The following is a 23,193-nucleotide window of genomic DNA, read 5'->3' as shown; positions in this document are numbered from 1 at the left end:
CATCACCTCCGGCGCCGGACCCAGTGGTCGATCATCTCGGCGAGATCGGCTTTCCACGCGTCCGCGAAGGGGGCGCGATCCCACAAGGCCCGAAGCTCCGCGCGGATGTGCTCCTCAATGGCTGTCGCCTCGCGGATGATGGCCTCCGTGATGAGCCGCGCCCTTAGGTGCGGCAGAATGTCGCGGTTATCCCGCAGGGATCGCCACATCGCCGCGAACTCCTTGTCGCGATGCAGCCCCAGGACCACGGGGAGCGTTTTCTTGCCCCGCATCGCGTCCTGTGCCACGGGCTTGCCGAGCTCCCGTTCCTCTCCGAACAAGTCGTAGAAGTCGTCGAGAATTTGGAAGAGCAAGCCGAGTTTCTCGCCGGCCTGCCGCAGATCCTCGCGCACGCGCGCGGGCTGCCCGGCCAAGATGGCCGCCACCTCGAGCGCGGCGCCAAACAGCGCCCCCGTCTTCAGCTCCGCCATGCGCAGATACGCCTCGGTCGTCACGTCCTCCGTCTGCTCGAACGCGAGATCGAGTTCCTGCCCAGCCGACAGGGCGAGGCAGGCCTGGGTCACGGCGTCGTACACGTCGATCACCAGGCGCGCCTCGAAGTGATGGGATAAGTTGCGCAGGGTGCGAAAGGCGAGCGCGAACAGCGCGTCGCCCGCGTTCAGCGCGCGATCCACGCCCCAAACCGCCCAGAGGCTCGCCCGCCCGCGCCGCAAGGGCGAGCGATCTTCGATGTCGTCGTGGATCAGCGAAAAGCCATGGACATACTCCAGGCTGACCGCCGCCGGCAGGGCATGGCGCCACTCGCCGCCAAGCGCGGCGTGTGCACACAACAAGAGCAACGGGCGGATCCGCTTGCTGTGACTCGCCGTTTTCCGCGCAGCCATCGTTCCCACGCCCAGGTGGTACTCAATCATCTTGCCGATGTCGCGTTGAACATCGGAAATCGCTCTCGTGGAGCGGACAAGGTCATCCTCCAAGGCCAGGAGCATGTCCTGAGCCGTGATCGAGACAGGCATGACGACGCCTCCGTTTCCGCCGCGGACGCCGCGCGCCATCCGCGCTTGCTTCGTGCTTCGGCCAACGGGCACTTGAGCTCTCGCGTCACCGCGTGACGCCATCCTCGTGTCCCGGTGGTTCCTGCGCGGCGATCACGCCCCGAAGCGAATCAGGTGAAGCACTTCCTCGCGCTGGGCCGCGCTCTCCTCGTAGCAGCCCCGCTGCGCGATGGTGGTGGTCCTGCTGCCGGGCTTGCGGATGCCGCGCATGCTCATGCAGAGATGCTCGGCCTCCACAACCACCAGTACGCCCTCGGCTGCGAGCGCTTCGTCCAAGGCGTCGGCAATCTCGTTCGTCATGCGCTCTTGGACCTGCGGTTTCTTCGCCACGACATCGACCAGCCGCGCGAGCTTCGACAGTCCCGTCACGACGTGATCGTGCGGGCGATACGCCACGTGTGCGAAGCCGAAAAACGGGAGCAAATGATGTTCGCACATGGAGTAAAAGGGGATATCGCGCACGATCACGACATCGCGGTGTTCGACGTGAAAACGGGCGGACAGTTCCTCTTTCGGATCTCGGTGCAGGCCGGCAAAGATCTCCTGGTACATGCGCGCCACGCGGGCGGGCGTGTCGGCGAGCCCTTCCCGCTCGGGCGCCTCGCCAATGGCCTCGAGAATCATTCGCACGGCCTGCTCAATGCGGGCGGTGTCCACTGTCTTGCGTTCGTGCATCGATCGAACTTGTCGCGTATTGACATGAAACGTGGCCACGGTTCGTCCTCCTCATGGTATGCGGTTGAGCTGAGATCCAGCATCGCGGCCTGGCAATGGGTCGCCGTCAGGCGGATGCACGATGACCTTGTTTGCGCCGGGGTATCTGTGCCTCTTGTACGCCTGTGTGCCGACGCGCGGATCAATGGATCGCGCGGCGAAGAAGCCGCTGAGCGACGCGGACAGGATGCCTGGGCCAGGGAATACCGTGTCGCCCGCCAGAAACCACCAAGGCCAAGCCGTTCGCGGGCCCTTCGGGTGGCTCACGGCGTTCGCCACGGTGAGCGGCAAACCTCCGACCGAAGGCTTGTTGAGATACCGCGCGTAGGTCAGCGGGGTTCCGGCCGTGTAAGACACGACGTGCTCCGAAAAGTGCGGCCAATGGCGATCCACGAGCCGCCACAGCTGCTGAAGCCACTGTTCCTTGCGTGCTCGATAGGCCGCCCGCTCGAGGTTCATCCAGCGGGCGGGATCGGTGTGCGCGCTCACGGTCACCACGCGGAGATCGGCAGCGCCTGGCCATTCTGCTCGATCTCCTGCGCGGACGGGCTCCGGGTGAATGGTGAGGTACACGGGTCCGCACACATTGGGTTCCGCGTGTGGGCCCGGTTCATCGTTTGCGATTTGAATCGCGAAGGGCACCTCGCCGCTCGAAGCGTTGGGCAACCAGGGCTTGAGTCCCAACGCATCCACGAGGGCGTCCACGCGCACGGCGCCCCACGGCGCCTGCGGGGCCTGGGATGTCGAGTCTGTGCCGATGGGTTCGTCCGTCTGGCCGGTCAGGCGGGTGCCCGTGGCATTGACCACGGCGTCCACGCAGATCTCGTGTCCGCGATTCGTCCTGACGCACCACATCTTCCCGGACGCGGAACGCTTCACATCCGTGACGGTGTTGGAAAAGAGGAGGTGGACGCCGAGATCGCGCGCCCGTTCGGCCATCTTGGCTGCCATTGCGGGTACGCCGCCTGAGGGAAGCCAGACGCCGTACCGGTAAATGTCGAGCGCGAGACAAGAGGGCAGCCAAGCGGCCTCTTCACTCGACGTCTGCACGGCGTCCATCAGTTGCGCGTCCAGGAACAGGCGGAACGGCGCGTAATCCTCGAGCCCGAACTCGCGCAGAGCGTCGGCCACCGTCCACCGCAGGCGGGGGAGGCAGAGCCGAAATAACCCCTGGTGCCGTGCCGCGACCGCCAGAAGATGCGTGAAATCGTCGCGCGTCCGGGCAGGCAGGTTCGCCCTGGCCTTCGCGAACAGATAGGCTGCCTCCGCCGTTTTCTCCACCGCACTCCAGAATTGCAGGACGCTCGTGGCCCGTTCGGAGAAGCAGTTTCTCAGGATGTCGAGCCATTCGTTTCGTGACACCACGATGGGCACGCGCCGATCCGGCAGCACGACGTCCATCACGTGCGAAACGGGACGGGCGTCGATGTCCACGCCCACGTCCTCCAGAATGGAGCGAAATAAACCTCCGGGCTCCAGTCCAAAGGTGAGTGTGGCGCCGGTGGGGTAGACGATGCCCCGCTTCACGTAATAGCCCGCGGTGCCTCCAGGATATTTGGCTCGTTCGAGTAGAAAGACTTCATGGCCGTTCAAAGCGAGGTAAAGCGACGCAGTGAGACCACCCATGCCTGCACCAACGACCGCCACGGACTGAACTCGACGAGGGCGCATTAGCTACCCTCCCGCAGCGACAGGTGCAGACGGGTCACTGTGTGTGCTGAATGATGAAAGAGGCTGAAGAGCCGGTTTTGCATGCGCGTTCCACCCTGTGCGGAGCATCTTTGCGATGCTCGGGAACGGAGCATGGCGCTCCGGCCAGTGGGAGAAGAAAAGTTTGCCTGCCGTCTGTAGATTCGCACAGTTGTGTGGGAAAGTCAAGTGCAATTTGATCGAGGGCGGTGGGTTGAGGCGGCGGGGTGCGGGAATCATCTTCGGGCGTGTCTGGCCTAGGGCGCAGTTCGGCCGGGGCGCGCCGCGGGATGGCGCGACGGAGGGTCGAGGTGAGGTTCCTCGTGTCCTCACGAACCGCGCCATCCAAGCTGTCGCGCAGCAACAAGATCTACGCACAACGACGCGTGCGCAGGAACGCGTGCGCAGGACCTTATCTTCGCAGCTTGTCAACCCACTTTCGCCATTCGGCATATCGCCTCTCCACCTCTGCGCGCTGCTCGGCTTGCGCCTGTGGCCCTGGGACCACCGCGAGGGGCGGCAGGTCCACCCCGATCTGCTTCCCTGCCACCATCGCCGCGCCGTAGGTGGCACCGTCGCCGTCCGGCTGCATCCAAACGGGCACGGGCAAAAGCGCCGCCGCGGTCTCGGCAATCCAGGGCTGTTCAAACAGCCGACCTGCGAGCATCACACCCCGAGTTCCTCCGGCGAGATCGCGCATTTCTTCTACCAGCCAGCGCATGTGAAACAGGACGCCTTCGACCGCTGCGCGCACCATGTGGGCGGGGCCGTGGTGCAGGCGAAGGCCCACCCATGCGGCCGACATGCGCTCGTCCCAAAATGGGGCTCGCTCGCCTGCCACGTACGGCAGCGCGACGAGATCGTCCGGCTGAACCTCGCCCGCCGCCGCGAGGAGCGGCTCAATCTCCCCGGGGCGGCCCAACAGGGTCTGGACGAGCCAGTCGATGGCAACACCGCCCGCGTTGCTCGGCGCGCCGAGCACGTAGGCTCCCTCGCCGAGCGCATAGCAGAACGTGCGCAGGCGGTCATTCGTCGCGGCCTTCCGGCTCGCGGCGCGCACGGCGAGGCTCGTGCCGATGGTCACCACGAGCATCTCGCGCTCCTTCGCGCCCGCGGCCAAGGTGGCCAGCACGCCGTCCGATCCGCCGAGCACCGCTTGGGCGCCTTCCGCGAGTGGCAGACAGCGGGCCAGGCGGCATGACGAGAGCGGTCGGCTCCACTCGGCGGGCACCACGCGGCTCAGCTGGTCGCGCCGAATCCCTGCGAACTCGAGTGCAGCTTCGTCCCAGTCGAGCGCTCGCACGTCGAACAGGCCCGTCGCGGAGGCCATGGCCGGATCGCACACCCACTCGCGAAACAGGTGATGCCACACGTACTCCTTCAGTGACGCAAAGCGGCGCGCTTTCGCAAACTCGGCCGGCATCGTCTGGCGCATCCACGCCAGCTTGCACACCGGCGCCATGGCGTGGATGGGCGTTCCCGTGCGCGCATAGAGCTGCGGCCCCTCGGGCGAAGCCCAGAGCGCATGCGCAACGTCGGCTGGACGCGCGTCCATCCACGTCATGGCCGGCACCAGCGGCGCGCCGCGGTCATCGAGCGCCACGAGGCTGTGCATGGCCGCCGACATGCCGAGCGCCGCGATGACACATTCTTGTTGGGCGATCTCGCCCGCGAGATCGCGAAGTACCTCCACTGCCGCTCCAGCGACTTCGTTTGGGTCCTGCACGGCGCGCCCGTCCGGGCCCGTCTCTGTGTTCACAACAGCCGAACGGCTGGCGAATAACTCGCCAGCCGGCGTATAGGCCATCGCTTTGATGGTCGTGGTGCCCAAGTCGAGGCCCACGAGACAAATCTCCGGATACATGTTCTCACACCTCTGGGTCCGGGATCGGCTCGATCTTACCGAGCATGAAGACATAGAACAAGATGCCAAGCAACAGCACGACGCCTGCGATGACAAACGCCGATTCGAACGATCCCGTCTTTTGTACGACGAAGCCTGTCACGATCGGCGCAAGGATGCTCATCAGGTTGTTGACGAAGTTCATGATGCTTCCCACAAGCCCCACGGTGCCCTTCGGCGCGATGAGCGACGGGATGCTCCAGCCGACGGGCGCGGAAAACGCGAGGCCACCGAGCGCGATGGCGATGAAGATGACCGCCGTGTTCGCGTTGTGCGTGAACGCGGCTGGAATGACCGCGAGGCCGAAGATCATGCCGACGATGAGCACCGTCTTGCGCACGCGCGTCACGTCGTGCCCCCGCTGGATGAGCCGGTCCACGAGCCATCCGCCGATCAGGAGATCCGTGAGGGTGGCGACGAGCCACGGGCCGGCGGTGTACCACCCGGATTTCAGGACGGTCATGTGCATCTCTTTCACGAGGTAACTCGGCAACCAGGTGAGGAACAGGTAGAACGAGTAACCGTAGGCCGCAAACCCGAGCGTGAGACCCCAAACCTTGCGCTGGCGAAGCAGGTACGCAAGGCTTTTGCCGATCCCGGCCTTGGCTTCCCCAGCCTCTTGTGCGCCGCCTTCCTGCAACAGGCTGGCTTCTTCCTTGGACAAGCGGGCCTCGTGGGGATCGCGATACAGCGCCCAGTACAAGACGGCGTAGGCGATGCTGAGCGCGCCTGTGAGCCAGAAGCCCCCCTTCCAGCCCCACGTCGTGACCGCCCAAGCGACGAGCGGCGTGCCGATGACGTTGGAGAACTTCGCAGCTGCGTCAAACAGCGACGTGGCCACGCCGCGTTCGCGCACGGGGAACCAGTAACCCGTCGCCTTGGACGCTGCGGGGAAAGCGGGCGCTTCGGCGAGGCCGAGCAACACGCGCGACAGGATGATGAGGCCCATGCCGCTGACCAGAGCCGTCATGAACGTGGCGATGGACCAGAGCACGGTCGCGATGCGATTCAACCACTTGACGCCGATTTTGTCGAGCAAAGCCCCGACCGGAATTTGGAAAGCTGCGTACGACCATCCGAAAGCCGACAGGATGATGCCCATCTGGGCGTCCGAGAGATGATATAAGTTGGAGATGGGTGTGGCCGCAACCGATAAGTTGGTGCGGTCGAAGTAATTGATGAGTACGCCGAGGCCAATGAGAAGGCCAATCCACCAACGTTTCACGAACCATCCTCCTTGTAAGTCAGGATAGACGACGCCAGCGCGAGGCATGCCTGGTGTGCCAGGGAGCGTAGACGCTCTGCGTCTAAGGGAAGAAAACGATTTACGAAATCGATACACATAACATACACGAAAGCGCTTCACGGAGCAAGGGGCATTTTCTGCGGGTTTCATGATTCCGCAAGGGCGATGGGCACCTGGGCGGCGAGCCCGCATGGCCCACTGGGCTGGGGGAAGTAAGGGCGCAGCCAGAACGCATGAGTGGGCATCGTGAGAGGATCATCGGGCGAGCGTGCCGTTCACGTAACGAAAGAACCAGAAGGGGCGCCCTACGCAGGGTCTCCATCCGTGCGACGGAGAATTCCATCGGCACCGTGACGGTTGGGCGGAGTTTTGGTAGGCTACAGGTAGGCACCAACTTGGGGGTCACTCCTTGCCCGCTCGCGAGAACGGGAGGGGGTGAGGCCTTGACGGCGGCGGATGCCGTATCGCTGGCGATTCAAGCTGGCGATTCAATTTGGGTCGTTCGTGATTGCGCTCTTGTCGCTCGTTGTGGCTCTGGTTCTTGCCTTAACGCGCAAGTGACCGCCCCCTAGGTTTCCCAGCCTCGGGGCGGTCACGGCTCACAGCTATCACGCCAGATAGCGACGGGCAGGGCCACTGCCCAGGCGTCGGTGCCTGAGCGCCGGAGTTGCGACCTCCGGCGCCCTTTTCAGTTTAAGTGTACCATGTGGCGGATATTCGTCAATGTGCAGTCAACCTTCACGAGGCCGCGCCAGGGATGGGAGATGAGGCGAGGCGAGCGTGCGCGCCGCGCGGACGGCGCGTGTGCGGGGAATAGGCGCTTTCACCAGGAACGCTCCCACGAGCCCTCCGCCGATCGCCTGGCAATCCGGAAATCATCCATGGAGCCTTGGTGCTGGAGCCTTGGTGCTTGGGGATTACAGTGTTGAGCAAGGGAGGGACTGTGCATGGCCATGGTCGCCGTCAGCATTTCACCCATCGGCACGGGCGAGACGAGCGTGAGCCATTTTGTCGCGGAAGCGCAGCGGGTGCTCGCGCGCTACCCTGACCTCCAATATCGGCTGGATCCGATGTTCACGACTATCGAGGGCGATTTACCTACTATCTTTGCGGCGATTCACGAGATGCACGAGGCGCTGGTGGCCATGGGCGCCAAGCGGCTGTCGACCGTCATCAAAATCGACGATCGCCGCGACGTCTATCATTCCATGGACGAAAAGGTCTCGGCTGTGATGGCGAAATTGAACGGCGAAGATGCGAGCCAATGGGAATGATGTCCCACGGGCTCGAATCGCTTGCCGAGCTTGCGGTCCGCGAAAGGAGCATCGTATGAACATCGAATACTCCAGCACGCGTCCCGTCTCCGGCCCCCAGTTGGCCGATGTGTTTCGCCGCTCAGGCATCCGCCGCCCCGTGGACGATCTCGCCCGCATGGAGCGCATGGCCCGCGCGGCGGACCTGATGGTCACCGCGTGGGACGGCGAACGACTGGTGGGCGTGGCGAGATCGCTCACCGATTTTTGCTTCTGCTGCTATTTGTCCGATCTCGCCGTGGACCGCGCTTACCAGCGGCAGGGGATTGGCAAGCGGCTGGTGGAGATCACGCGCGAAGCGTTGTCGGATGAAGTGATGTTGCTCCTGTTGGCAGCTCCGACGGCGATGTCGTATTACCCGCATATCGGTTTTGACAAGGCCGACAACGCGTGGCTGATCGCGCGGAAGCGCTGAAATCACCGCTCCTTGATGAAGGCTGCCGCCTTCACGACGACGTCACCTTCACGGGCATGTACGCCTCGAAGAAGTTGACGACGTGCTCCAGGTAGGCTTTCGGCTCCACGTCGTACGCGCCGACGTGCTTCGCCCCCGGCACCAGCCAGAGCGTGTCCTCCGGATCTCGCCGGTGCAGCTCGTCGTAGAGCGCTTCGCTGTTCGACGGCGGAATGGTGGTGTCGGCGGTCCCGGCGATGAGGAGGATCGGACGGGGCTTGGCCGATGCCAGCTGCTTCAGCGGATCCACCGCATTTGGATCCAACCCGAACAGGTGCTTGACCTCCCACAGGATTTCGGCGTTGAACGGGAACGGCGGAAGGTTGGTCCACACGCTGAGGTTCTGCTGGAGGTAGGTTTCGAGATCGTCAAACGGGCTGTCCGCAATCGTCGCATCGACGGACGGATCGGCCGCGGTGGCCTCGAGCGCGGTGGACGCGCCCATCGAGTAGCCAATGAGCCCAACCTCCTGATAGCCGAGCTTGTGTGCGTAGTCAATGGCGCCAAGGAGATCGCGCAGTTCGTAGTCGCCGACCGTCACCTCGGTGCCCGGCGACTGTCCTTCGTCGCGGAAGTCGAACATGAGCACGGCAAAGCCCGCCTTGTGAAGGGCTTCGGCCACGGGCAGGGCGGGGTGGTCGAGCGCACGATTCTGCCGGTAGCCGTGCGCCTCTATCACGATGCGATCCGTCGACTTGGCGGCGGGGATGAGCCAGCCCGAGAGCATCAGGTGGTCCACGCGCGACGGGAAGCGGACGTTCTCATACGAGAGCCCATAAGCGCTAGGCGTGACGGGAATGGGCTTACGCGCCGGGTGCGTGAGCTTCTCTGCCACAACGTAGGCAATGACCATGGTCGCGAGCCAAGCGAGAATCAACAGGCCCAAGATCCAGCCTGCGACCATGGTTGCGATGCGCAGGGGAGAACGGCTGCGAACGGGACGTACCATCGAATCTTCCTCTCTACGCCGCCTGGCGGGTGAGATGGTCGCGGCGGCGATTGGATGCGCTTACATCAGAAAGAGCGGCGGCCGTGATCGCCGGCAGGAGAGGGCGCCGCCTTCGAAAGCCGGACGGGCCGCCTTCGAGGCGGCCCTTCACATCAGCCGCGCATGATGCGCTCGATCTCGTCTGGATCCTTCGGAATGTCCGACGACAAGTTGACCGGGCCGTCCTCGGTCACGAGCACGTCGTCTTCGATTCGGATGCCGATGCCCTCTTCCGCGATGTAAAGTCCAGGTTCGACGGTGATGACATCGCCGGCTTCGAGCGGCCACTTGGGCGATCCGACGTCGTGCGTGTCGAGCCCGAGCCGGTGACTGACGCCGTGGTAATAATAGCGCGCGACTTCGCTGTCCTCCTGGATGAGGCCGATCCGCTTCAGCTCTTGCGCCAGCACCGCCTTGGTGACGTCGTTCAGCTCACTCGTCGTGACGCCGGGCCGAATCGCCTCGATGGTCGCTTCCATGGCCGCCAGCACGATGTTGTAGATCTCGCGCTGGCGCGGCGTGAACTTGCCGGAGATGGGGAACGTGCGCGTGATGTCCGCAGCGTAACAGCCGTACTGGGCGCCGAGATCGCACAGGACGAGCTGGCCGTCTTCGATGACCTGGTCGTTGTCGACGTAGTGCAGCACGCATGCGCGCTCTCCACCGGCCACGATGGGCGGGAAGGCGTGTTCCCGCACGCCGCGCGACCGAAGTGCGAAGTCGAAGTGCGCCTCCAGTTCGTACTCGCGCATGCCAGGCCGCGCGCTTTTCATCATGGCGATCACGCCCTCGCGCGTGATGTCGATAGCGCGGCGGATGGACTGGATTTCCACGTCGTCCTTCACCGTGCGCATCCGGCACAGTTCGGCATACGGGTTGCGAATCTGGATGCCGGGATACTTGTCGCGGAAGACGCGAGCGAAGCGATGAGCCTCGGTCTCGAGCTGGTGATACCGATCCTGCTCGACATCGAGGTACAGCCACTCGTATTCGCCTGTGCGAAGCAGGCGCCCGAGCACGGTTTCAAACTGGGCGAGATCTTGGACGTCTTGGATGCCGGAGATCTCCCGCGCCTGGGCGTCCGCGAGGCGCTTGCCCGTCCACTTTTCTTCCACCTCGGACACGTGCTCGGTGAAGAGCGTGACCTGTTCCGAGCCGTTCAGCTTCGCGAGCAAAAGGCGCGAGTGCTCCTGGGTAATGCCGGTGAGGTAGAAGAAGTTGCGATTGACGTGGAACGGGCCGTAGGCGTGATCGCCCGACATGGGCGGGGCTTGCCCGGCGAAAAAGAGCGCGACGGAGCCTTCGGGAAGGCGGCGCAACAGTTGCTCGCGGCGTGCGGTGTAGGGATGCTTGGATTCTGTCATGAGGGAGACCTCCTCAAGATGGGCGCTTGATGGGCGCCCGCGGATGGGGCCCACGCGGTTCGGAAGCGTTCAACCCCGGCTGTCGCGCGGCCGGAACTCGGCCAGACCGTGTTCGATGGCCCGCACGAGGACTTCTGCCGCGGCGAGGTTGGTGGCCAGCGGGACGTTGTGAACATCGCAGATGCGCAAAAGCGCGGAGATGTCGGGATCGTGCGGCTGTGCCGTGAGGGGGTCCCTCAGGAAGATGACGAGGTCCATTTCGTCGTTGGCGACCATGGCGCCAATCTGTTGGTCCCCTCCGTACGGGCCGGATTGGAAGCAGTGGACCTCAAGCCCCGTCGCCTCTCGAATGCGCCGGCCTGTGGTTCCGGTGGCGAACAGGTTGTGGTGCTTCAGTATGTTCTGATACGCGATGGCCAGGTTCACCATGTCGTCCTTCTTGTTGTCGTGGGCAATGAGGGCAACGTTCATCTCTGTGCCTCCTCGGCGAATCTTACGCCCCCAGTGTAGCGCAAACCTGGCTTTGGGGGAATGATGGACGGAGGTGTTACACTGTAGGCAACGGAGAAATGGGGGATGGACCATGGCGAGGGGGGACGAAGCGCTCACGGACAGCCTTGGAAGGCCGCTGCGCGATTTGCGCGTGTCGCTGACGGACCGCTGCAACTTCCGTTGCCCGTACTGCATGCCGAGCGATGTGTTTGGTCCAGAATACCGGTTTTTGCCGCCGGATGCGCTGATGTCGCCGGACGAGATCGCCAAATTGGTCCGGGCCCTGGTGCCGCTCGGGCTGGAGAAGGTACGGCTGACGGGCGGGGAGCCGCTGTTGCGCCGCGAGGTGATGGACATTGTCCAAAAGGTGGCCGAGGTGCCGGGGATTCGCGACGTGGCCATGACCACCAATGGCAGCCTGCTCACGCGGGAGAAGGCCGTGGCCCTTAAGCGCGCGGGACTCGGGCGGATCACGGTGAGTCTCGACGCGCTGCGCCCCGACTTGGCCGCGCGTATGAACGGGGTGAAGTTCCCCGTCTCGCGCGTGCTTGCGGCCGTCGAAGCGGCGGACGCTGCCGGGCTGAAACCGGTGAAGGTGAACGTCGTGGTGCGCCGCGGGTGGAACGAGGACGAAGTGGTGGCCATCGCGGAGCGGTTCCGGGGCACGGGCGTCATCGTGCGCTTCATCGAATATATGGATGTCGGGACGACCAACGGATGGCGGATGGAGGACGTCGTGACGGCGGACGAAATTCTCCGCCTGATCGGCGAACGGTTTCCGCTGGAGGCGCTGCCGCCGCGCCGAGAGGGCGAGGTGGCGACGCGGTACAGGTATATCGACGGAAGCGGGGAGATCGGGGTCATCCACTCGGTTTCCCGGCCGTTCTGCCGGTTTTGTACGAGGCTGCGCGTGACGGCCGCGGGCGAGCTGTACACCTGTCTGTTTGGCGCGCATGGCGTTTCGCTTCGGCCTCTGTTCGATCGCGGCGCCTCAGAGGAGGACATCGCGGCCTTTGTCGCGGACGTGTGGCGACGCCGGCGCGATCGGTACTCGGAGATTCGGAGCGAGAACACGAAGGCGAAGCCCAAGGTGGAAATGTCGCGCATCGGCGGGTAAGGTGTTTTCGTTTGGGTCAGGGCTTGGTATGATGCTGTCACCAAGCACGCGGAGGGAACGGTCGTGAAGGTGGTTCGAAAAGTCCTTCACATGTTTGTCGTGGCGTTTGTGGGGCTTGGCCTCATGCTGTTGACAGGCTTCGCGCTCGTCATTTTTGCCTCGCACCGCGAGTGGTGGGGGGTTATCGGCGGCGCACTGATGGTCTTGGCCGCGGTGCTCGCGGCGGCCATCGATATTCGCCTGCGAAGCCCGGAGATCAGGCAATCGTAAGGGCCGTACGATGATGAAGCGTCGGGCGACGACGCGATGGCGTGCGCCATTTTGGGCGGCATGCGCCGAAGCGTCCGCCCTTCCTTTCGCATACCCTGAGGAGAGGCTCCGACAGGGGCGATGCGAGAGGGAGGTTGGACCATGGCGGCTTCATCCGGAAAGAAGGGGCGCAAGCCACAGCCGAAGGCCAAGCGGCAGCAGCAGGCCACAACGGATCAGCCACCGATTTCGGTGGCTGCGCCTGCGCCGCAGGCGGGATCGCTCGATGTGTTGAAGCAAAACCTGGCCGGCAAGCGCAAGGCCATTTTTGAAATTCTGGAAGACGTCAAAAACGTTCCGCAAGAGGCCTGGCGGGATCCGAGTCAGGTGGAGTCGCTCGCCAAGAACTTCGCGAACAAACTCGGCCTGCCGGTTCCGGAGAGCCGGTTCAAGCAGTTCGTGAAGGCGTACACGGATGCGACGAAGAATGGGCCGACGACGAACGTCGACGAGATCGTCAAGAAGTATGGCCCGCCGGTCGACGATAAGACGCTGAAAGAGATCAAGAAGTTTGTTCCGAAGCAGACGAAGGACTGAAAGTCAAGCTTGAGGTGAGCAGGGCTGACCCCGCCCGCGCGGCGAGGGATCAGCCTTTTTTGCGCAGGTGGTGCGGAGATGAGTGCAGTGCGGGGATGAGCGCAGTGCGGGGATGAGAGCGGCGGCCATGCGGGCTCTGTGCCCAGATCTCGCGCGCGTCTGTGGCGCATGGCCGGAATGAGCGTGCGGGCGCATGCGCGAAGAAAGCCGCCGGGACCCGTGTCCAGGCGGCTCAGTATGCGGCTCATCACCCGGTTCAGTTCTGCGCGCGACCGCCGTCCGTTCCGGCGGCAGGCCTCGTCGGCGGTGGCACGGGGGAAGGCGGGGGCCCGTACGCGTACGGATACGGCGGCGCTCCGTACATCGGCGGCGCGGCATAGGGCTGCGCTGGGGCGTAGGGTGCGTAGGGCTGCGGTCCGTAGGCGGGCCCCGGCGCCTGCTGCGCCTGGGGCGCGTGCTGCACCTGCGGTGGCTGCGGCGCCATGGTGTTTGGCGGGCTCGGTGCGGCGGGCGCGCTTTGGGCCGCTCCGGCCGGTTCCTGCGCCGCGCTGTTCTCGTTCCCGTTGCCGCCCGAGCCCTTGAGGAAGCCTTCCGCGAGCGGCGATGACAGAAGCGCAGCGAGAATATTGGTGAAGTCCTCGGTCGTCAGATTTCGCCCTTTGAACTTCAGAAGCTTGTCGAGGACGCCGCTCTCCTTGAGCGCGCCGGTGGTGATATAGAACGTATCGAGCATCTTGTCGGCCTGTTGCAGATAGTTCAGCCAGTTCTTGACCATGCCCCGCAGGTTGCCGACCGTTTTCAGCGTATCCTGCATATTCTTGGGCGTCAGGAGCTGTGACGTTGCAGGCGGCTTCGCGCCGGATTTGGCCTGGGCGGATGCGCCGCTCCTTCCGCCGGATCGCGAATGGGGCCGCCTCGATCCCCGGCCGTTCGCGGGCCGCGTGACCTGTGCCTTCGCGAGCGCGACGCCGGGGATGTGCCTGGACTTCTGGGGCTTGGCATTCATGTAGGTCCACCTCGCTTCCCCAGCCTGCTCCTAAAGCGTATGACACGCGCCCCGGCACCGTGCGAGGCATGCGCCCATGTGGCATAGGCGCGCCTGGTTTGACGGACAATACGCTTGTTGCTGAACAGGGAGGGAAGCGGATGACATACCGGCGCGATTTGTACGCCAAGTACGGAGGCGTTCACTTTGTGCAGCTGGCTCCCGCACAGGATATCAACAAGTTCGTCAGGTCTCTGCCGGAGGACAAGCGCGACAGCCTGTTCGAGGTGCTGCAGGAGCTGCACAACGCGGGACTCATCGAGGTGCAACAAGATCACCAGCTGCTCGACGCGCACGGAGAAATTCACCCGGCGCACCCAGGCGCCTCGAGCGAACCCCAGTGACGTGTGCCGGCATGCAAACCCGAGGGCCCCGCGCGGTGCGGGGCCCTGGTTGCGCCTCGTTCCATGATTGCGTTGCGCTTCGCGTTCAGCGGGTGAGCTTCGCGTGGAACTCGCGCATGCGGTTCACCGCTTCTACGACATCCTCGTCCGCCACAGCGTACGAGAAGCGGACGTAGCCCGGCGCGCCGAACGCCTCGCCCGGGACGCTCGCCACAAGCGCGTGTTCCAGCAGCAGTTCGCAGTAGTCCGCGCTTGACTCGATGGTCTGTCCTTCGTATCGCTGGCCCAACACGCCGCGAATGTCCGGGAACGCGTAGAACGCGCCCTCGGGCATCAAGCAGCGCACCCCGTCCAGGCTGTTCAGGCCTGCCACGAGCGCATCTCGGCGGCGCCTGAAGACGTCGATCACGCCCGGATCAAAGTGCGCGAGCGCCGTCTCGCCCGCGATTTGCGACATGGTCGCCGGGCTGCCCGTCGAGTGGCTCTGAAAGCTCGACATCGCCTTGGCGAGATCGAGCGGCGCCGCCACATAGCCGAGCCGCCAGCCCGTCATCGCAAACGCCTTGGAAAAGCCGTTCACGACCAGCGCCCGGTCGTACAGATCCGGGCACACGGCCACGAGGCTCACGTGCGGGACCCCGTAGACCAGGCGCTCGTAGATCTCGTCGAGCACCACGTAGATGTCGTGCTGGCGCAGGACATCTCCGATGGCCTTCAGCTCTTCCTCGTGGTACACCGACCCCGTCGGGTTGCAGGGGCTGTTGAGAAGCACCGCTTTGGTCCGAGGTGTGATGGCTGCCGCCAGCTTATCGGGCGTGAGCTTGAAACCCGTCTCGGGCCCGCATTCGATCACGACGGGCTTTCCGCCGGCCACGCGAATCTGTTCGGGATACGAGGTCCAGTACGGCGCGGGGAGAATGACCTCGTCCCCTTCGTCCAGGATGGTGATGAAAATGTTGTACAACGTATGCTTGGCGCCGTTCGACACCACGATCTGCTCCGGCGCGTAATGCAGGCCGTTTTCGGCCTGGAGCTTGTTCGCGATGGCCTTGCGCAGGGAAAGCATGCCGGAGGCCTCTGTGTAGCGGGTCTGCCCATTGGTGATGGCTCGAATCCCCGCAAATGCCGCCGGCACCGGCGTGTGAAAGTCGGGCTCGCCGACGCTCATGTTGATGACCGGCTGGCCCTTCGCGATGAGTTGCTTGGTCTTGCTGTCGACGCTCATGGTCGCCGACGGCCGGATGGTTCTGACTCGCTTCGACAAACGCTCTTCCACTCGTTCACGCCCCCATGGATTACTCTCCGCCATTGTAACACAGGCCGCGCGCGACTTGTCGCAAGATTCCGCGCCACCGCGCGGCGCGACCGCCACAGGGAACGATCCGCCGGCGCCGGCGGCGGGCTCGCGGAGCGGGCGTGACGTTGTGGATCGACTGGGCGCGAGGCGCGGGAAGTCGCGTGAGCGTTCCGCGAGTCGCCCGGCTGCTTGGGAAAGCCGCTGCCGCGCCGGGCGAGCTTTTGAATCGCCGTTTCTCAGAAGAGCCGCTTGAGCCAGTTCCAAAGCCGGCTCGGCGCGGGTTCGGGTACGACCGGAGCCCGGTGCAGCGGACACGTTGCCGTGGGTGCCGTTCCGGGCAGGAAGTAGTCCGTCTCTACGGCGCCGCACCGCGGCGTGGCCAGCGCGCCGGACAGCGGGTCGATGCGGACGGCCTCGAGATCCGACGGCGGCTTGTACCAGTCGCCGGGCAGATGTGCCTGCGCCGTGCCCATCAACTTGCCCCAGATGGGCGCCGCCAGGTGCGACTCCTGTACGGTGAGCGGCCGACCGGAATCGTATCCCACCCAGACCGCCACGACGAGTCTTGGCGTGTAGCCGACCATCCATGCGTCCGTGTCGGTGGTGCCCGTCTTGGCCGCGGCCGGTCCGTGCAGGTACGGCAGCGCTCCGTAGCCCGTCCCTCCTGGCGCGAGCACGCTCTGCATCAAATCCGTCATTTGAAACGCCAGCTCCGGCGATATGACGCGCGTTTTATCGAGCGGGTGAACCGTGCGCCCGTAGGGCGTGTCGACCGACTCGACCGCGTGCGGCGTCACCTTGTACCCTCCGTTGGCAAAGGTGGCATACGCGGCGGCCAATTCCACCGGCGTGACCGGGAATACCCCGAGGGCGAGCGATGGGTATGGCTTCATGTCCTCGTCGATGCCGAGCCGCCTTGCAAAGGACACCACGTTTTGCGTTCCAATCGCGAGTTCCGTCTGCACCGCGTACACGTTGTCCGATCGCGCAATGGCCTCGCGCAGCGTGAGCGGCCGGCCCGCGTAGATGTCGCCGTAGTCGTGCACGATGTACTCGTCCGCGGGCGACGGCCCGTAGATGAACGTCGTCAGCTTGGAGTCGACCTCCCGCGCGGGCGTCCAGCCGTGCTCGAGCGCGGCGCCGTACACAAACGCCTTGAAGGTCGATCCCGGCTGCCTTTTGCCGAGCGCCCGGTTGAACGGGCTCTCGCGATAGTCCCGCCCGCCGACGAGAGCGCGAATCGCACCCGTCTCTGGGTCCAACGCCACGAGCGCGGCCTGGATGCCGCTTGAGGGCGGCAGGGTCGACTGAATGGCCCGCTCGGCCGCCTTTTGCAGAAGCGGGTCGAGCGTGGTGTGGATGCGGACGTAGCCGGCGTCGAGATCGTTATCGGTGAGGCGGGCCATGCGCTTGGCTTCGTTGAACGCCATTTCGCTGAAGTAAGGGGCGCTGAGCGTCGGCGGCTGGTGGCGCGCGATGTGGAGCGGTTCAGCCATCGCGGCGTCCGCCTGGGCCTTCGTGATGTAACCCGTCGCGACCATGCGCTCGAGCACCGCTTTTTGGCGCGCCTTGGCGCGTTCTGGATGGTCGAGTGGAGAGTAGAGCGTCGGGCCCTTCGGCAGTCCCGCGAGCATTGCGGACTCGGCGAGATCGAGCGATTGAACGGGTTTGCCGAAGTAGAGCTGGCTCGCCGCAGGAGCCCCGTACGCGCCGTGTCCGTAGTAGACGACGTTGAGATACCGGTCCAGGATCCAGTTCTTCGGCTCGTGCAGCTCGAGTTGCAGGGCGAGCAAGGCCTCGCGCACCTTGCGGCCGAAGGTGCGGTCCTGCGTGAGATATAGGTTTTTGGCGAGCTGCTGCGTGATGGTCGAGCCCCCCTGCACGATCTCGCCGTGGCGCACGTTCACGGCGATCGCGCGCAGCGTCGACCGCACGCTGATGGCGTGATCTCGGTAGAAATTGGCGTCCTCCGTCGCGAGGGTGGCCTCGACGAGCCAGTGCGGGAACGCGCGGAGCGGGACCGTGGTGCGCACCTGGCCGGCGGGAGACCAGAGCGCAATCGGCCGCCCGTCTTCCGAGGTGAGCTGGGTGGGCGCGGCCTGTGCGGTCGCAGGGAGCGGCAAGAGTTTCAGACCGACCAGGACGAGCGACGTGCCGATGAAACCGGCGCCGAACGCGCTGCCAAATGCGATCGCGGCGATGCGGGCAAAGGACATGCGGCCGCGGTGCAGGGGGCGCGTCTCGGTGTCGGGAATGAACGGTTTAGGCATGACATGGGACCTCCGGCGAGAGGATGGACACACGTGTAGTGTGAGCGGCGCGATGAAAAATATTCCAAGAGATGGGGTATCGCCCGTGCGCCTTCTTGTCAGGACGGACGGCGTGGCGTAGACTGAGAACGAGAGGGTTGGCTCGTTTGTTTCGATGGTGAAATCGCGTTTCATATGTTGTGCACTGTGCCTGCCGTGATCTCGCCGCGCGCAGGCCGGCAGGCGACGCACGGACCCAGCCCAAACGCCGCCTTCCGCGCGCTCGGCGGAGCGCCGGGACGGGATCGCCGGGGTGGGCGTGGTGTCGCTTCCATCGCTGGATGAGGAGGGTTTGTATGAAGGCCTGGGTGGTGCGCGAACTGGGGCCGCATCGCGACGTGCTTCGCCTCGAGGACGTTCCGGCGCCCTCCATGCAAGCGGGCGCCGCACGAATCCGCGTGGAAGCTACGGCCCTCAACTTTCTCGATCTGCTGGTGTGCCAGGGACAGTACCAAGAAAAGCCGCCCCTGCCCTTCACGCCAGGCGTCGAGGTGTCTGGCATCGTCGAGGACATCGCGGAGGACGTCGCGCAAGGTGCGCCTTTCCACATGGGCGATCGCGTCATCGCCCTGCCGGCGCTGCCCGCGGGGGGCCTGGCGGAACAAGTCGTCGTGCCGCTCGCGCAGGTGCACAAGGTGCCGCGAGGGGCGTCACCCGCCGAAGCGGCGGCGATGTTCATCACGTATCACACCGCGTACTACGCGCTCCACAGGCTGGCGAGGCTTCAGCCCGGCGAAGTGCTGCTGGTGCACGCCGGAGCGGGCGGCGTGGGGTCGGCCGCCATTCAGCTGGGCAAGGCCGCGGGGGCGCGGGTCATCGCGACGGCGGGCGGCCCAGAGAAGGTGGAGACGTGCCGTCAGCTTGGCGCCGACGAGGCGATCGACTATCGGACAGGCGACTTCGTGGAAGCGGTGAAAGCGTTCACACAAGGCCGCGGCGCCGATGTCATCTTCGATCCGGTCGGCGGAGACGTATTTGACCAGTCGCGCAAATGCATCGCCTTCGAAGGGCGGTTGCTCGTCATCGGGTTTGCGAGCGGCCGAATTCCGCAGGCGCCGATGAACCACGCGCTCGTCAAGAACTACAGCCTTGTCGGCGTGCACTGGGGGCTCTTTCACCGGCTGTACCCAGAGGCGGTGCGCGAGATGCACGACGCGCTCCTTCGCCTGTATGAGGCGGGGCAAATCCGCCCGCTTGTGCGCCACATCTATCCCTTTGAGGAAGCCATCCAGGCGATGGACGCGCTCGGCGGCCGGCAAAGCGTCGGAAAAGTGATTGTAGCTGCGCCGTGATCGGCGTGGCCTTGTACGGACAAAGGGGGACATCAGCATGATGGAAGTTCGGGTGCCTGGCGGGACCTTTCTCTTGCACGAGGTCGATCCGGCCGAGGTCTACACGCCCGAAGAGTTCACCGACGAGCACCGCATGATTCGCCAAACGGCGCGCGAGTTTGTGGAGCGCGAGGTGTGGCCCAAGCAGGATGCCATTGAGCAGGAGGACTTCGACTGCGTCGTTCGCCTGTTGAAACAGGCGGGGGATCTCGGCCTTCTCGCGCACAGCGTGCCAGAGGCGTACGGCGGCCTCGGCCTCGACAAAATCTCGAAAGCCATCGTCGGGGAGATGGTGGGGATGACGGGCGCCTACGGCGTCGCTCATTCCAACCATACCTGTATCGCGACGCTGCCCATCACCTACTTTGCGAGCGAAGGCGTGAAGCAGCGCATCCTGCCGAAAATGGCGAGCGGCGAGTATCTCGGCGCGTATTGCTTGACGGAGCCGACGGCCGGATCGGACGCGCTTGCCGCCAAGACCGTGGCGCGAAGGAGCGAGGATGGCACGCATTACCTCATCTCCGGGACGAAGCAGTTCATCACGAATGCGGGCTTTGCGGACACCTTCATTGTCTACGCCAAGGTGGACGGCGAACACTTCACCGCCTTTCTTGTGGAGCGGACGTTCCCTGGCATCTCGCTCGGCCCCGAGGAGCAGAAGATGGGCATCCACGGATCGTCCACGCGGCAGGTCATCTTCGAGGACTGCCCGGTGCCTGCGGAAAACGTCATTGGGGAAGTCGGACGCGGTCACGCGGTCGCGCTCGGCGTGTTGAACCTCGGCAGGTTCAACCTGGGCGCCGGCAACGTCGGCGGCGCGAAGCGGGAGCTGCAGGCCGCGGCCCGTTACGCTGCCGAACGGCGCCAGTTCGGCCGGGCCATCGCCGAGTTTCCTGCCACGCAGGCGAAGCTCGCGTCGATCGCGGCGCGCATTTACGCGGCGGAGTCGCTCGTCTATCGCACCGCCGCGATGCTGGAACACGAGCTCGCGCCGCTCTATGGTGAGCTGCCCACCAAGGACAAGGAGTCGCGTCTGCGGGAGCACGCCATCGAGTGCGCGGTGTGCAAGGTGTACGGGTCCGAGACGCTTTGGAAGGCCGCCGACGAGGCGGTGCAAATCCACGGCGGATACGGCTACATCCGCGAATATCACGTGGAGCGCATGCTGCGGGATGCGCGCATCCAGCGCATCTTTGAGGGCACGAACGAAATCAACCGCCTCCTCATCCCCACCCACTTTTTGCGGCGCATCAGCCGGGACAGCGCGGCACTCGCCCGCCTGTCCGATGCGGTGGACGCGCTCGGCAAGCTGGCTTCTGGGCGTGCGGCACAGGCGGCCTTCGGGCGCGCGGCCCTGGAGATCATGCGATCCCTTTATCTTGCAGGCTGTGCCCTTGTGGCGGATCGATTTGCCGGGCGACTGGACGCGGAGCAGGAGATTGCGATGCAGTTGGCCGATCTCGCGATTTCCCTCTACGCGGCGGAGAGTGCCGTTCTCCGGGCCGAAAAGGCCGCTTCTGACGACGCCGAGGTCCATCGGGCGCTCGCCGCGGTGGCGCTCGATCTTGAGGTGCAGTCTGCGGCCGATGCCGCCATGGGGCTGTTTGCTGCCGTGGGCGATCACGCCGGGAGCAGGGAGCGAGGCCTGGACGCCATCCGCCATCTCGCGGCGCTTCGCGATCCAGACGGGATTGCCCACCGGCGCCGGTTGGCGAACCTGGTCGTCGAAAGGGGCGGCTATCCGCTCGACTGACGCCCGCACGAAGAGAAGGAAGGAATCGCGCGTTTGCGCGGATGACGGTGGCCGAACGGGCCCGGAAGGGCGCCTTCGGCCACTTGTCGTGTCACGGCTTCATCCTTGCTCCCACGCGGCAAGCTGGATCCGCCGCGGCGAATTCGTTACCCTTGTCCTCGGGCCTTTGCGGCGAGTTTGGTATAATACCGCCCGAGAAAGGATGGATGAAGGTGGCACAGACCCATCTTTGGTTTACAGAACTTCAGAACGACAATTTGACCATCGGACTGCGGATAGAAAAGACGATTCACAGCGAGAAGACCGAGTACCAGCAGCTTGACGTCTACAAGACGGTTCAGTACGGCAACCTGCTCGTGCTCGACGGCTGCATCATGACGACGGATAAGGACGAGTTCGTGTACCACGAGATGTTGGCGCACGTGCCCCTGCACACGCATCCGAACCCGAAGAGCGTGCTCGTGGTCGGTGGCGGCGACGGCGGCATCATCCGCGAGGTCATCAAGCATCCGTCCGTGGAGCGCGCGGTGCTCGCCGAGATCGACGGGCGCGTCGTCGAGGCCTCCAAGAAATACTTTCCGCACATCGCGTCGGGCCTCTCGGATCCCCGCGTCGACGTGCAGATTGTGGACGGCATCCGCTACGTCGAGGAGCACCCGAACGAGTTCGACGTCATCCTCATTGACTCCACCGATCCCGTCGGGCCCGCGGTGGGGCTCTTCCAACGCCCGTTCTACGAGTCGGTGTTCCGCGCGCTCAAGGAAGACGGCCTGATGGCGGCCCAGACCGAGTCGCCGTTCATCAATCAGGACCTCATCCGCCAGGTCTACGGCGACGTGCGCGCCACGTTCCCGGTTGCGAAGCTCTACTTGGCGTACGTCCCGACGTATCCGACGGGGATGTGGAGCTTCACCCTCGGCAGCAAAAAGTATCGCCCGCAGGACGTCAGCGAGGTTCGGGTGCATGACACCAAGTACTACAACCGCGAGATTCATCACGCCTCGCTCGCCCTGCCGAATTTTGTGAAGGAGCTTGTCGGCGAATGACGTTCTCGTTCGATGTGGCAAAAGCGTTTCCGCTCGCCTACAGCGGCAATGTGTTCATCGGCGCAACCGACGATTTCCACGCCGCCAAGGCGGTCATCTACGGCATGCCTATGGACTGGACGGTCTCGTTTCGCGCGGGGGCGAGGCTCGGGCCCGCGCGCATCCGCGAGGTGAGTCTCGGGCTGGAGGAATACAGCCCCTATCTCGATCGCGACCTGAGCGAGATCAGCTACTTCGACGCCGGAGACATCCCCCTTGCCTTCGGCAATCCAGAGGAGAGCCTCGAGCGCATTTACCAGTACGTCTCGGCGCTCTACGCGGCGGACAAGTTGCCGATCGGCCTCGGCGGCGAACACCTCGTCTCGTGGGGCGCCATTCGCGCGGCGTTCGAGCGCTACCCGGATCTGCGCGTCATCCACATCGACGCGCACACCGACCTGCGCGATCACTACGAGGGCGAGCCCCTGTCGCACGCGACGGTCATCAAGAAGGTGTGCGATCTCATCGGGCCGGATCGTGTCTACCAGTTCGGCATTCGCAGCGGGACGCGCGAGGAATTTCAATGGGCCCGCGAGCACACGCACTTCGCGCCGTTTGAGCTCGCCGAGCCGCTGCGCGCCGCGCTCCCCGAGTTGCATGGGAAGCCCGTCTACATCACCTGGGACATCGACGTGTTCGATCCGGCGACCGCACCCGGGACCGGCACGGCCGAACACGGCGGCATTTTCGCGCCGGAGGCGTTTCGCGCCATCACCTATATGAAGGCCCTCCGCGTCGTCGGCTTCGACCTCGTCGAGGTGGCGCCGCAGATCGATCCGACCGAGCAGACGCAGATCCTCGCCTCCAAAATCGTGCGCGAGGCGCTCTTGGCGTTTGTGCGGTGACGG

The 23,193-nt window shown here is 64.7% G+C and carries 22 protein-coding genes; 11 read left to right on the top strand and 11 right to left on the bottom strand.

The window, feature by feature from the left end; translation table 11 throughout:
- Positions 1-2 precede the first annotated feature (2 nt).
- From BW934_RS04895 to BW934_RS04875, 5 genes are all read right to left on the bottom strand, one after another.
- The gene (locus BW934_RS04895) at positions 3-1,016 is read right to left on the bottom strand and encodes a polyprenyl synthetase family protein (RefSeq protein ID WP_076345960.1); all 1,014 of its coding nucleotides are present in this window, start codon (positions 1,014-1,016) and stop codon (positions 3-5) included.
- A 132-nt stretch (positions 1,017-1,148) separates the two neighbouring features.
- Entirely contained in the window at positions 1,149-1,730 is a 582-nt protein-coding gene (folE, locus tag BW934_RS04890; protein ID WP_327077687.1) for a GTP cyclohydrolase I FolE, read from the bottom strand.
- A gap of 51 nt (positions 1,731-1,781) precedes the next feature.
- Positions 1,782-3,440 carry a phytoene desaturase family protein gene (locus BW934_RS04885; RefSeq protein WP_084182484.1) on the bottom strand — a complete coding sequence of 553 codons (1,659 nt, stop codon included), beginning with the start codon at positions 3,438-3,440 and terminating at the stop codon, positions 1,782-1,784.
- Positions 3,441-3,870: 430 nt separating this feature from the next.
- Positions 3,871-5,322, bottom strand: a complete 1,452-nt coding sequence (locus tag BW934_RS04880) for a gluconokinase (RefSeq protein ID WP_076345699.1) — start codon at positions 5,320-5,322, stop codon at positions 3,871-3,873.
- Between the two features lie 4 nt (positions 5,323-5,326).
- Positions 5,327-6,586, bottom strand: coding sequence for an MFS transporter (locus BW934_RS04875; protein ID WP_076345697.1), 1,260 nt, complete (start codon positions 6,584-6,586; stop codon positions 5,327-5,329).
- 477 nt (positions 6,587-7,063) lie between these two features.
- Here BW934_RS04875 and BW934_RS15435 point away from each other — a divergent pair, with 477 nt between their 5' ends.
- From BW934_RS15435 to BW934_RS04865, 3 genes are all read left to right on the top strand, one after another.
- Entirely contained in the window at positions 7,064-7,168 is a 105-nt protein-coding gene (locus BW934_RS15435; protein WP_407639944.1) for a putative holin-like toxin, read from the top strand.
- 386 nt (positions 7,169-7,554) lie between these two features.
- On the top strand, positions 7,555-7,881 hold the full coding sequence (locus BW934_RS04870) for an MTH1187 family thiamine-binding protein (protein WP_076345695.1): 327 nt from the start codon (positions 7,555-7,557) through the stop codon (positions 7,879-7,881).
- A 55-nt stretch (positions 7,882-7,936) separates the two neighbouring features.
- Positions 7,937-8,335, top strand: a complete 399-nt coding sequence (locus BW934_RS04865; protein WP_076345693.1) for a GNAT family N-acetyltransferase — start codon at positions 7,937-7,939, stop codon at positions 8,333-8,335.
- Positions 8,336-8,366: 31 nt separating this feature from the next.
- On the opposite strand, the gene BW934_RS04860 is transcribed toward BW934_RS04865, so the two are convergent.
- The 3 genes from BW934_RS04860 to BW934_RS04850 form a co-directional block, all read right to left on the bottom strand.
- Positions 8,367-9,323, bottom strand: coding sequence for an alpha/beta hydrolase (locus tag BW934_RS04860; protein WP_234969568.1), 957 nt, complete (start codon positions 9,321-9,323; stop codon positions 8,367-8,369).
- Between the two features lie 152 nt (positions 9,324-9,475).
- Positions 9,476-10,726 (bottom strand): aminopeptidase P family protein, encoded by a 1,251-nt coding sequence (locus BW934_RS04855; protein ID WP_076345691.1) that lies wholly within the window; start codon positions 10,724-10,726, stop codon positions 9,476-9,478.
- A gap of 69 nt (positions 10,727-10,795) precedes the next feature.
- Complete coding sequence (locus BW934_RS04850; RefSeq protein WP_084182482.1) at positions 10,796-11,197, bottom strand: methylglyoxal synthase; 402 nt, start codon at positions 11,195-11,197, stop codon at positions 10,796-10,798.
- Between the two features lie 112 nt (positions 11,198-11,309).
- On the opposite strand from BW934_RS04850, the gene moaA reads away from it, so the two are divergent.
- From moaA to BW934_RS04835, 3 genes are all read left to right on the top strand, one after another.
- Complete coding sequence (moaA, locus tag BW934_RS04845; RefSeq protein ID WP_076345689.1) at positions 11,310-12,335, top strand: GTP 3',8-cyclase MoaA; 1,026 nt, start codon at positions 11,310-11,312, stop codon at positions 12,333-12,335.
- A 63-nt stretch (positions 12,336-12,398) separates the two neighbouring features.
- Positions 12,399-12,605, top strand: a complete 207-nt coding sequence (locus BW934_RS04840; protein ID WP_076345687.1) for a hypothetical protein — start codon at positions 12,399-12,401, stop codon at positions 12,603-12,605.
- 141 nt (positions 12,606-12,746) lie between these two features.
- A complete protein-coding gene (locus BW934_RS04835; protein ID WP_076345685.1) occupies positions 12,747-13,181 on the top strand; it encodes a hypothetical protein in 435 nt (144 codons plus the stop codon).
- Positions 13,182-13,437: 256 nt separating this feature from the next.
- Here the strand turns inward: BW934_RS04835 and BW934_RS04830 are convergent, their stop codons facing one another.
- Positions 13,438-14,187: a hypothetical protein gene (locus BW934_RS04830; RefSeq protein ID WP_076345683.1), complete on the bottom strand. Its 750-nt coding sequence runs from the start codon at positions 14,185-14,187 to the stop codon at positions 13,438-13,440.
- Between the two features lie 140 nt (positions 14,188-14,327).
- On the opposite strand from BW934_RS04830, the gene BW934_RS04825 reads away from it, so the two are divergent.
- Complete coding sequence (locus BW934_RS04825; protein ID WP_076345681.1) at positions 14,328-14,570, top strand: hypothetical protein; 243 nt, start codon at positions 14,328-14,330, stop codon at positions 14,568-14,570.
- 85 nt (positions 14,571-14,655) lie between these two features.
- Here BW934_RS04825 and BW934_RS04820 read toward each other — a convergent pair whose 3' ends face one another.
- A complete protein-coding gene (locus BW934_RS04820; protein ID WP_076345679.1) occupies positions 14,656-15,846 on the bottom strand; it encodes a pyridoxal phosphate-dependent aminotransferase in 1,191 nt (396 codons plus the stop codon).
- A gap of 257 nt (positions 15,847-16,103) precedes the next feature.
- Positions 16,104-18,137, bottom strand: coding sequence for a transglycosylase domain-containing protein (locus BW934_RS04815; RefSeq protein ID WP_076345677.1), 2,034 nt, complete (start codon positions 18,135-18,137; stop codon positions 16,104-16,106).
- 335 nt (positions 18,138-18,472) lie between these two features.
- On the opposite strand from BW934_RS04815, the gene BW934_RS04810 reads away from it, so the two are divergent.
- The 4 genes from BW934_RS04810 to speB all read left to right on the top strand — a co-directional run bounded on the left by BW934_RS04810 (position 18,473) and on the right by speB (position 23,190).
- On the top strand, positions 18,473-19,468 hold the full coding sequence (locus BW934_RS04810) for an NADPH:quinone oxidoreductase family protein (protein WP_076345675.1): 996 nt from the start codon (positions 18,473-18,475) through the stop codon (positions 19,466-19,468).
- Between the two features lie 37 nt (positions 19,469-19,505).
- Positions 19,506-21,260 carry an acyl-CoA dehydrogenase family protein gene (locus BW934_RS04805; protein ID WP_076345673.1) on the top strand — a complete coding sequence of 585 codons (1,755 nt, stop codon included), beginning with the start codon at positions 19,506-19,508 and terminating at the stop codon, positions 21,258-21,260.
- Between the two features lie 206 nt (positions 21,261-21,466).
- Complete coding sequence (gene speE, locus BW934_RS04800) at positions 21,467-22,306, top strand: polyamine aminopropyltransferase (RefSeq protein WP_076345671.1); 840 nt, start codon at positions 21,467-21,469, stop codon at positions 22,304-22,306.
- Positions 22,303-23,190 (top strand): agmatinase, encoded by an 888-nt coding sequence (gene speB, locus BW934_RS04795; protein WP_076345669.1) that lies wholly within the window; start codon positions 22,303-22,305, stop codon positions 23,188-23,190. Before speE ends, speB begins: the two co-directional genes overlap by 4 nt.
- The last annotated feature ends 3 nt before the right edge of the window (positions 23,191-23,193 follow it).

It is taken from the genome of Alicyclobacillus vulcanalis, from assembly GCF_900156755.1.
Taxonomy (GTDB): Bacteria; Bacillota; Bacilli; order Alicyclobacillales; family Alicyclobacillaceae; genus Alicyclobacillus; species Alicyclobacillus vulcanalis.
The sequence above is the reverse complement of the archived record's forward strand: the minus strand, read 5'-3'. Positions and strand labels throughout refer to the sequence as shown.

What these genes read in the sequence shown, in the direction of transcription:
- BW934_RS04895 (WP_076345960.1), bottom strand. Translation starts at nt 1,016, where the DNA reads ATGCCTGTCTCGATCACGGCTCAGGACATGCTCCTGGCCTTGGAGGAT.
- folE (WP_327077687.1), bottom strand. Translation starts at nt 1,730, where the DNA reads ATGCACGAACGCAAGACAGTGGACACCGCCCGCATTGAGCAGGCCGTG.
- BW934_RS04885 (WP_084182484.1), bottom strand. Translation starts at nt 3,440, where the DNA reads ATGCGCCCTCGTCGAGTTCAGTCCGTGGCGGTCGTTGGTGCAGGCATG.
- BW934_RS04880 (WP_076345699.1), bottom strand. Translation starts at nt 5,322, where the DNA reads ATGTATCCGGAGATTTGTCTCGTGGGCCTCGACTTGGGCACCACGACC.
- BW934_RS15435 (WP_407639944.1), top strand. Translation starts at nt 7,064, where the DNA reads ATGCCGTATCGCTGGCGATTCAAGCTGGCGATTCAATTTGGGTCGTTC.
- BW934_RS04870 (WP_076345695.1), top strand. Translation starts at nt 7,555, where the DNA reads ATGGCCATGGTCGCCGTCAGCATTTCACCCATCGGCACGGGCGAGACG.
- BW934_RS04865 (WP_076345693.1), top strand. Translation starts at nt 7,937, where the DNA reads ATGAACATCGAATACTCCAGCACGCGTCCCGTCTCCGGCCCCCAGTTG.
- BW934_RS04860 (WP_234969568.1), bottom strand. Translation starts at nt 9,323, where the DNA reads ATGGTACGTCCCGTTCGCAGCCGTTCTCCCCTGCGCATCGCAACCATG.
- BW934_RS04855 (WP_076345691.1), bottom strand. Translation starts at nt 10,726, where the DNA reads ATGACAGAATCCAAGCATCCCTACACCGCACGCCGCGAGCAACTGTTG.
- BW934_RS04850 (WP_084182482.1), bottom strand. Translation starts at nt 11,197, where the DNA reads ATGAACGTTGCCCTCATTGCCCACGACAACAAGAAGGACGACATGGTG.
- moaA (WP_076345689.1), top strand. Translation starts at nt 11,310, where the DNA reads ATGGCGAGGGGGGACGAAGCGCTCACGGACAGCCTTGGAAGGCCGCTG.
- BW934_RS04835 (WP_076345685.1), top strand. Translation starts at nt 12,747, where the DNA reads ATGGCGGCTTCATCCGGAAAGAAGGGGCGCAAGCCACAGCCGAAGGCC.
- BW934_RS04830 (WP_076345683.1), bottom strand. Translation starts at nt 14,187, where the DNA reads ATGAATGCCAAGCCCCAGAAGTCCAGGCACATCCCCGGCGTCGCGCTC.
- BW934_RS04825 (WP_076345681.1), top strand. Translation starts at nt 14,328, where the DNA reads ATGACATACCGGCGCGATTTGTACGCCAAGTACGGAGGCGTTCACTTT.
- BW934_RS04815 (WP_076345677.1), bottom strand. Translation starts at nt 18,137, where the DNA reads ATGCCTAAACCGTTCATTCCCGACACCGAGACGCGCCCCCTGCACCGC.
- BW934_RS04810 (WP_076345675.1), top strand. Translation starts at nt 18,473, where the DNA reads ATGAAGGCCTGGGTGGTGCGCGAACTGGGGCCGCATCGCGACGTGCTT.
- BW934_RS04805 (WP_076345673.1), top strand. Translation starts at nt 19,506, where the DNA reads ATGATGGAAGTTCGGGTGCCTGGCGGGACCTTTCTCTTGCACGAGGTC.
- speE (WP_076345671.1), top strand. Translation starts at nt 21,467, where the DNA reads ATGAAGGTGGCACAGACCCATCTTTGGTTTACAGAACTTCAGAACGAC.
- speB (WP_076345669.1), top strand. Translation starts at nt 22,303, where the DNA reads ATGACGTTCTCGTTCGATGTGGCAAAAGCGTTTCCGCTCGCCTACAGC.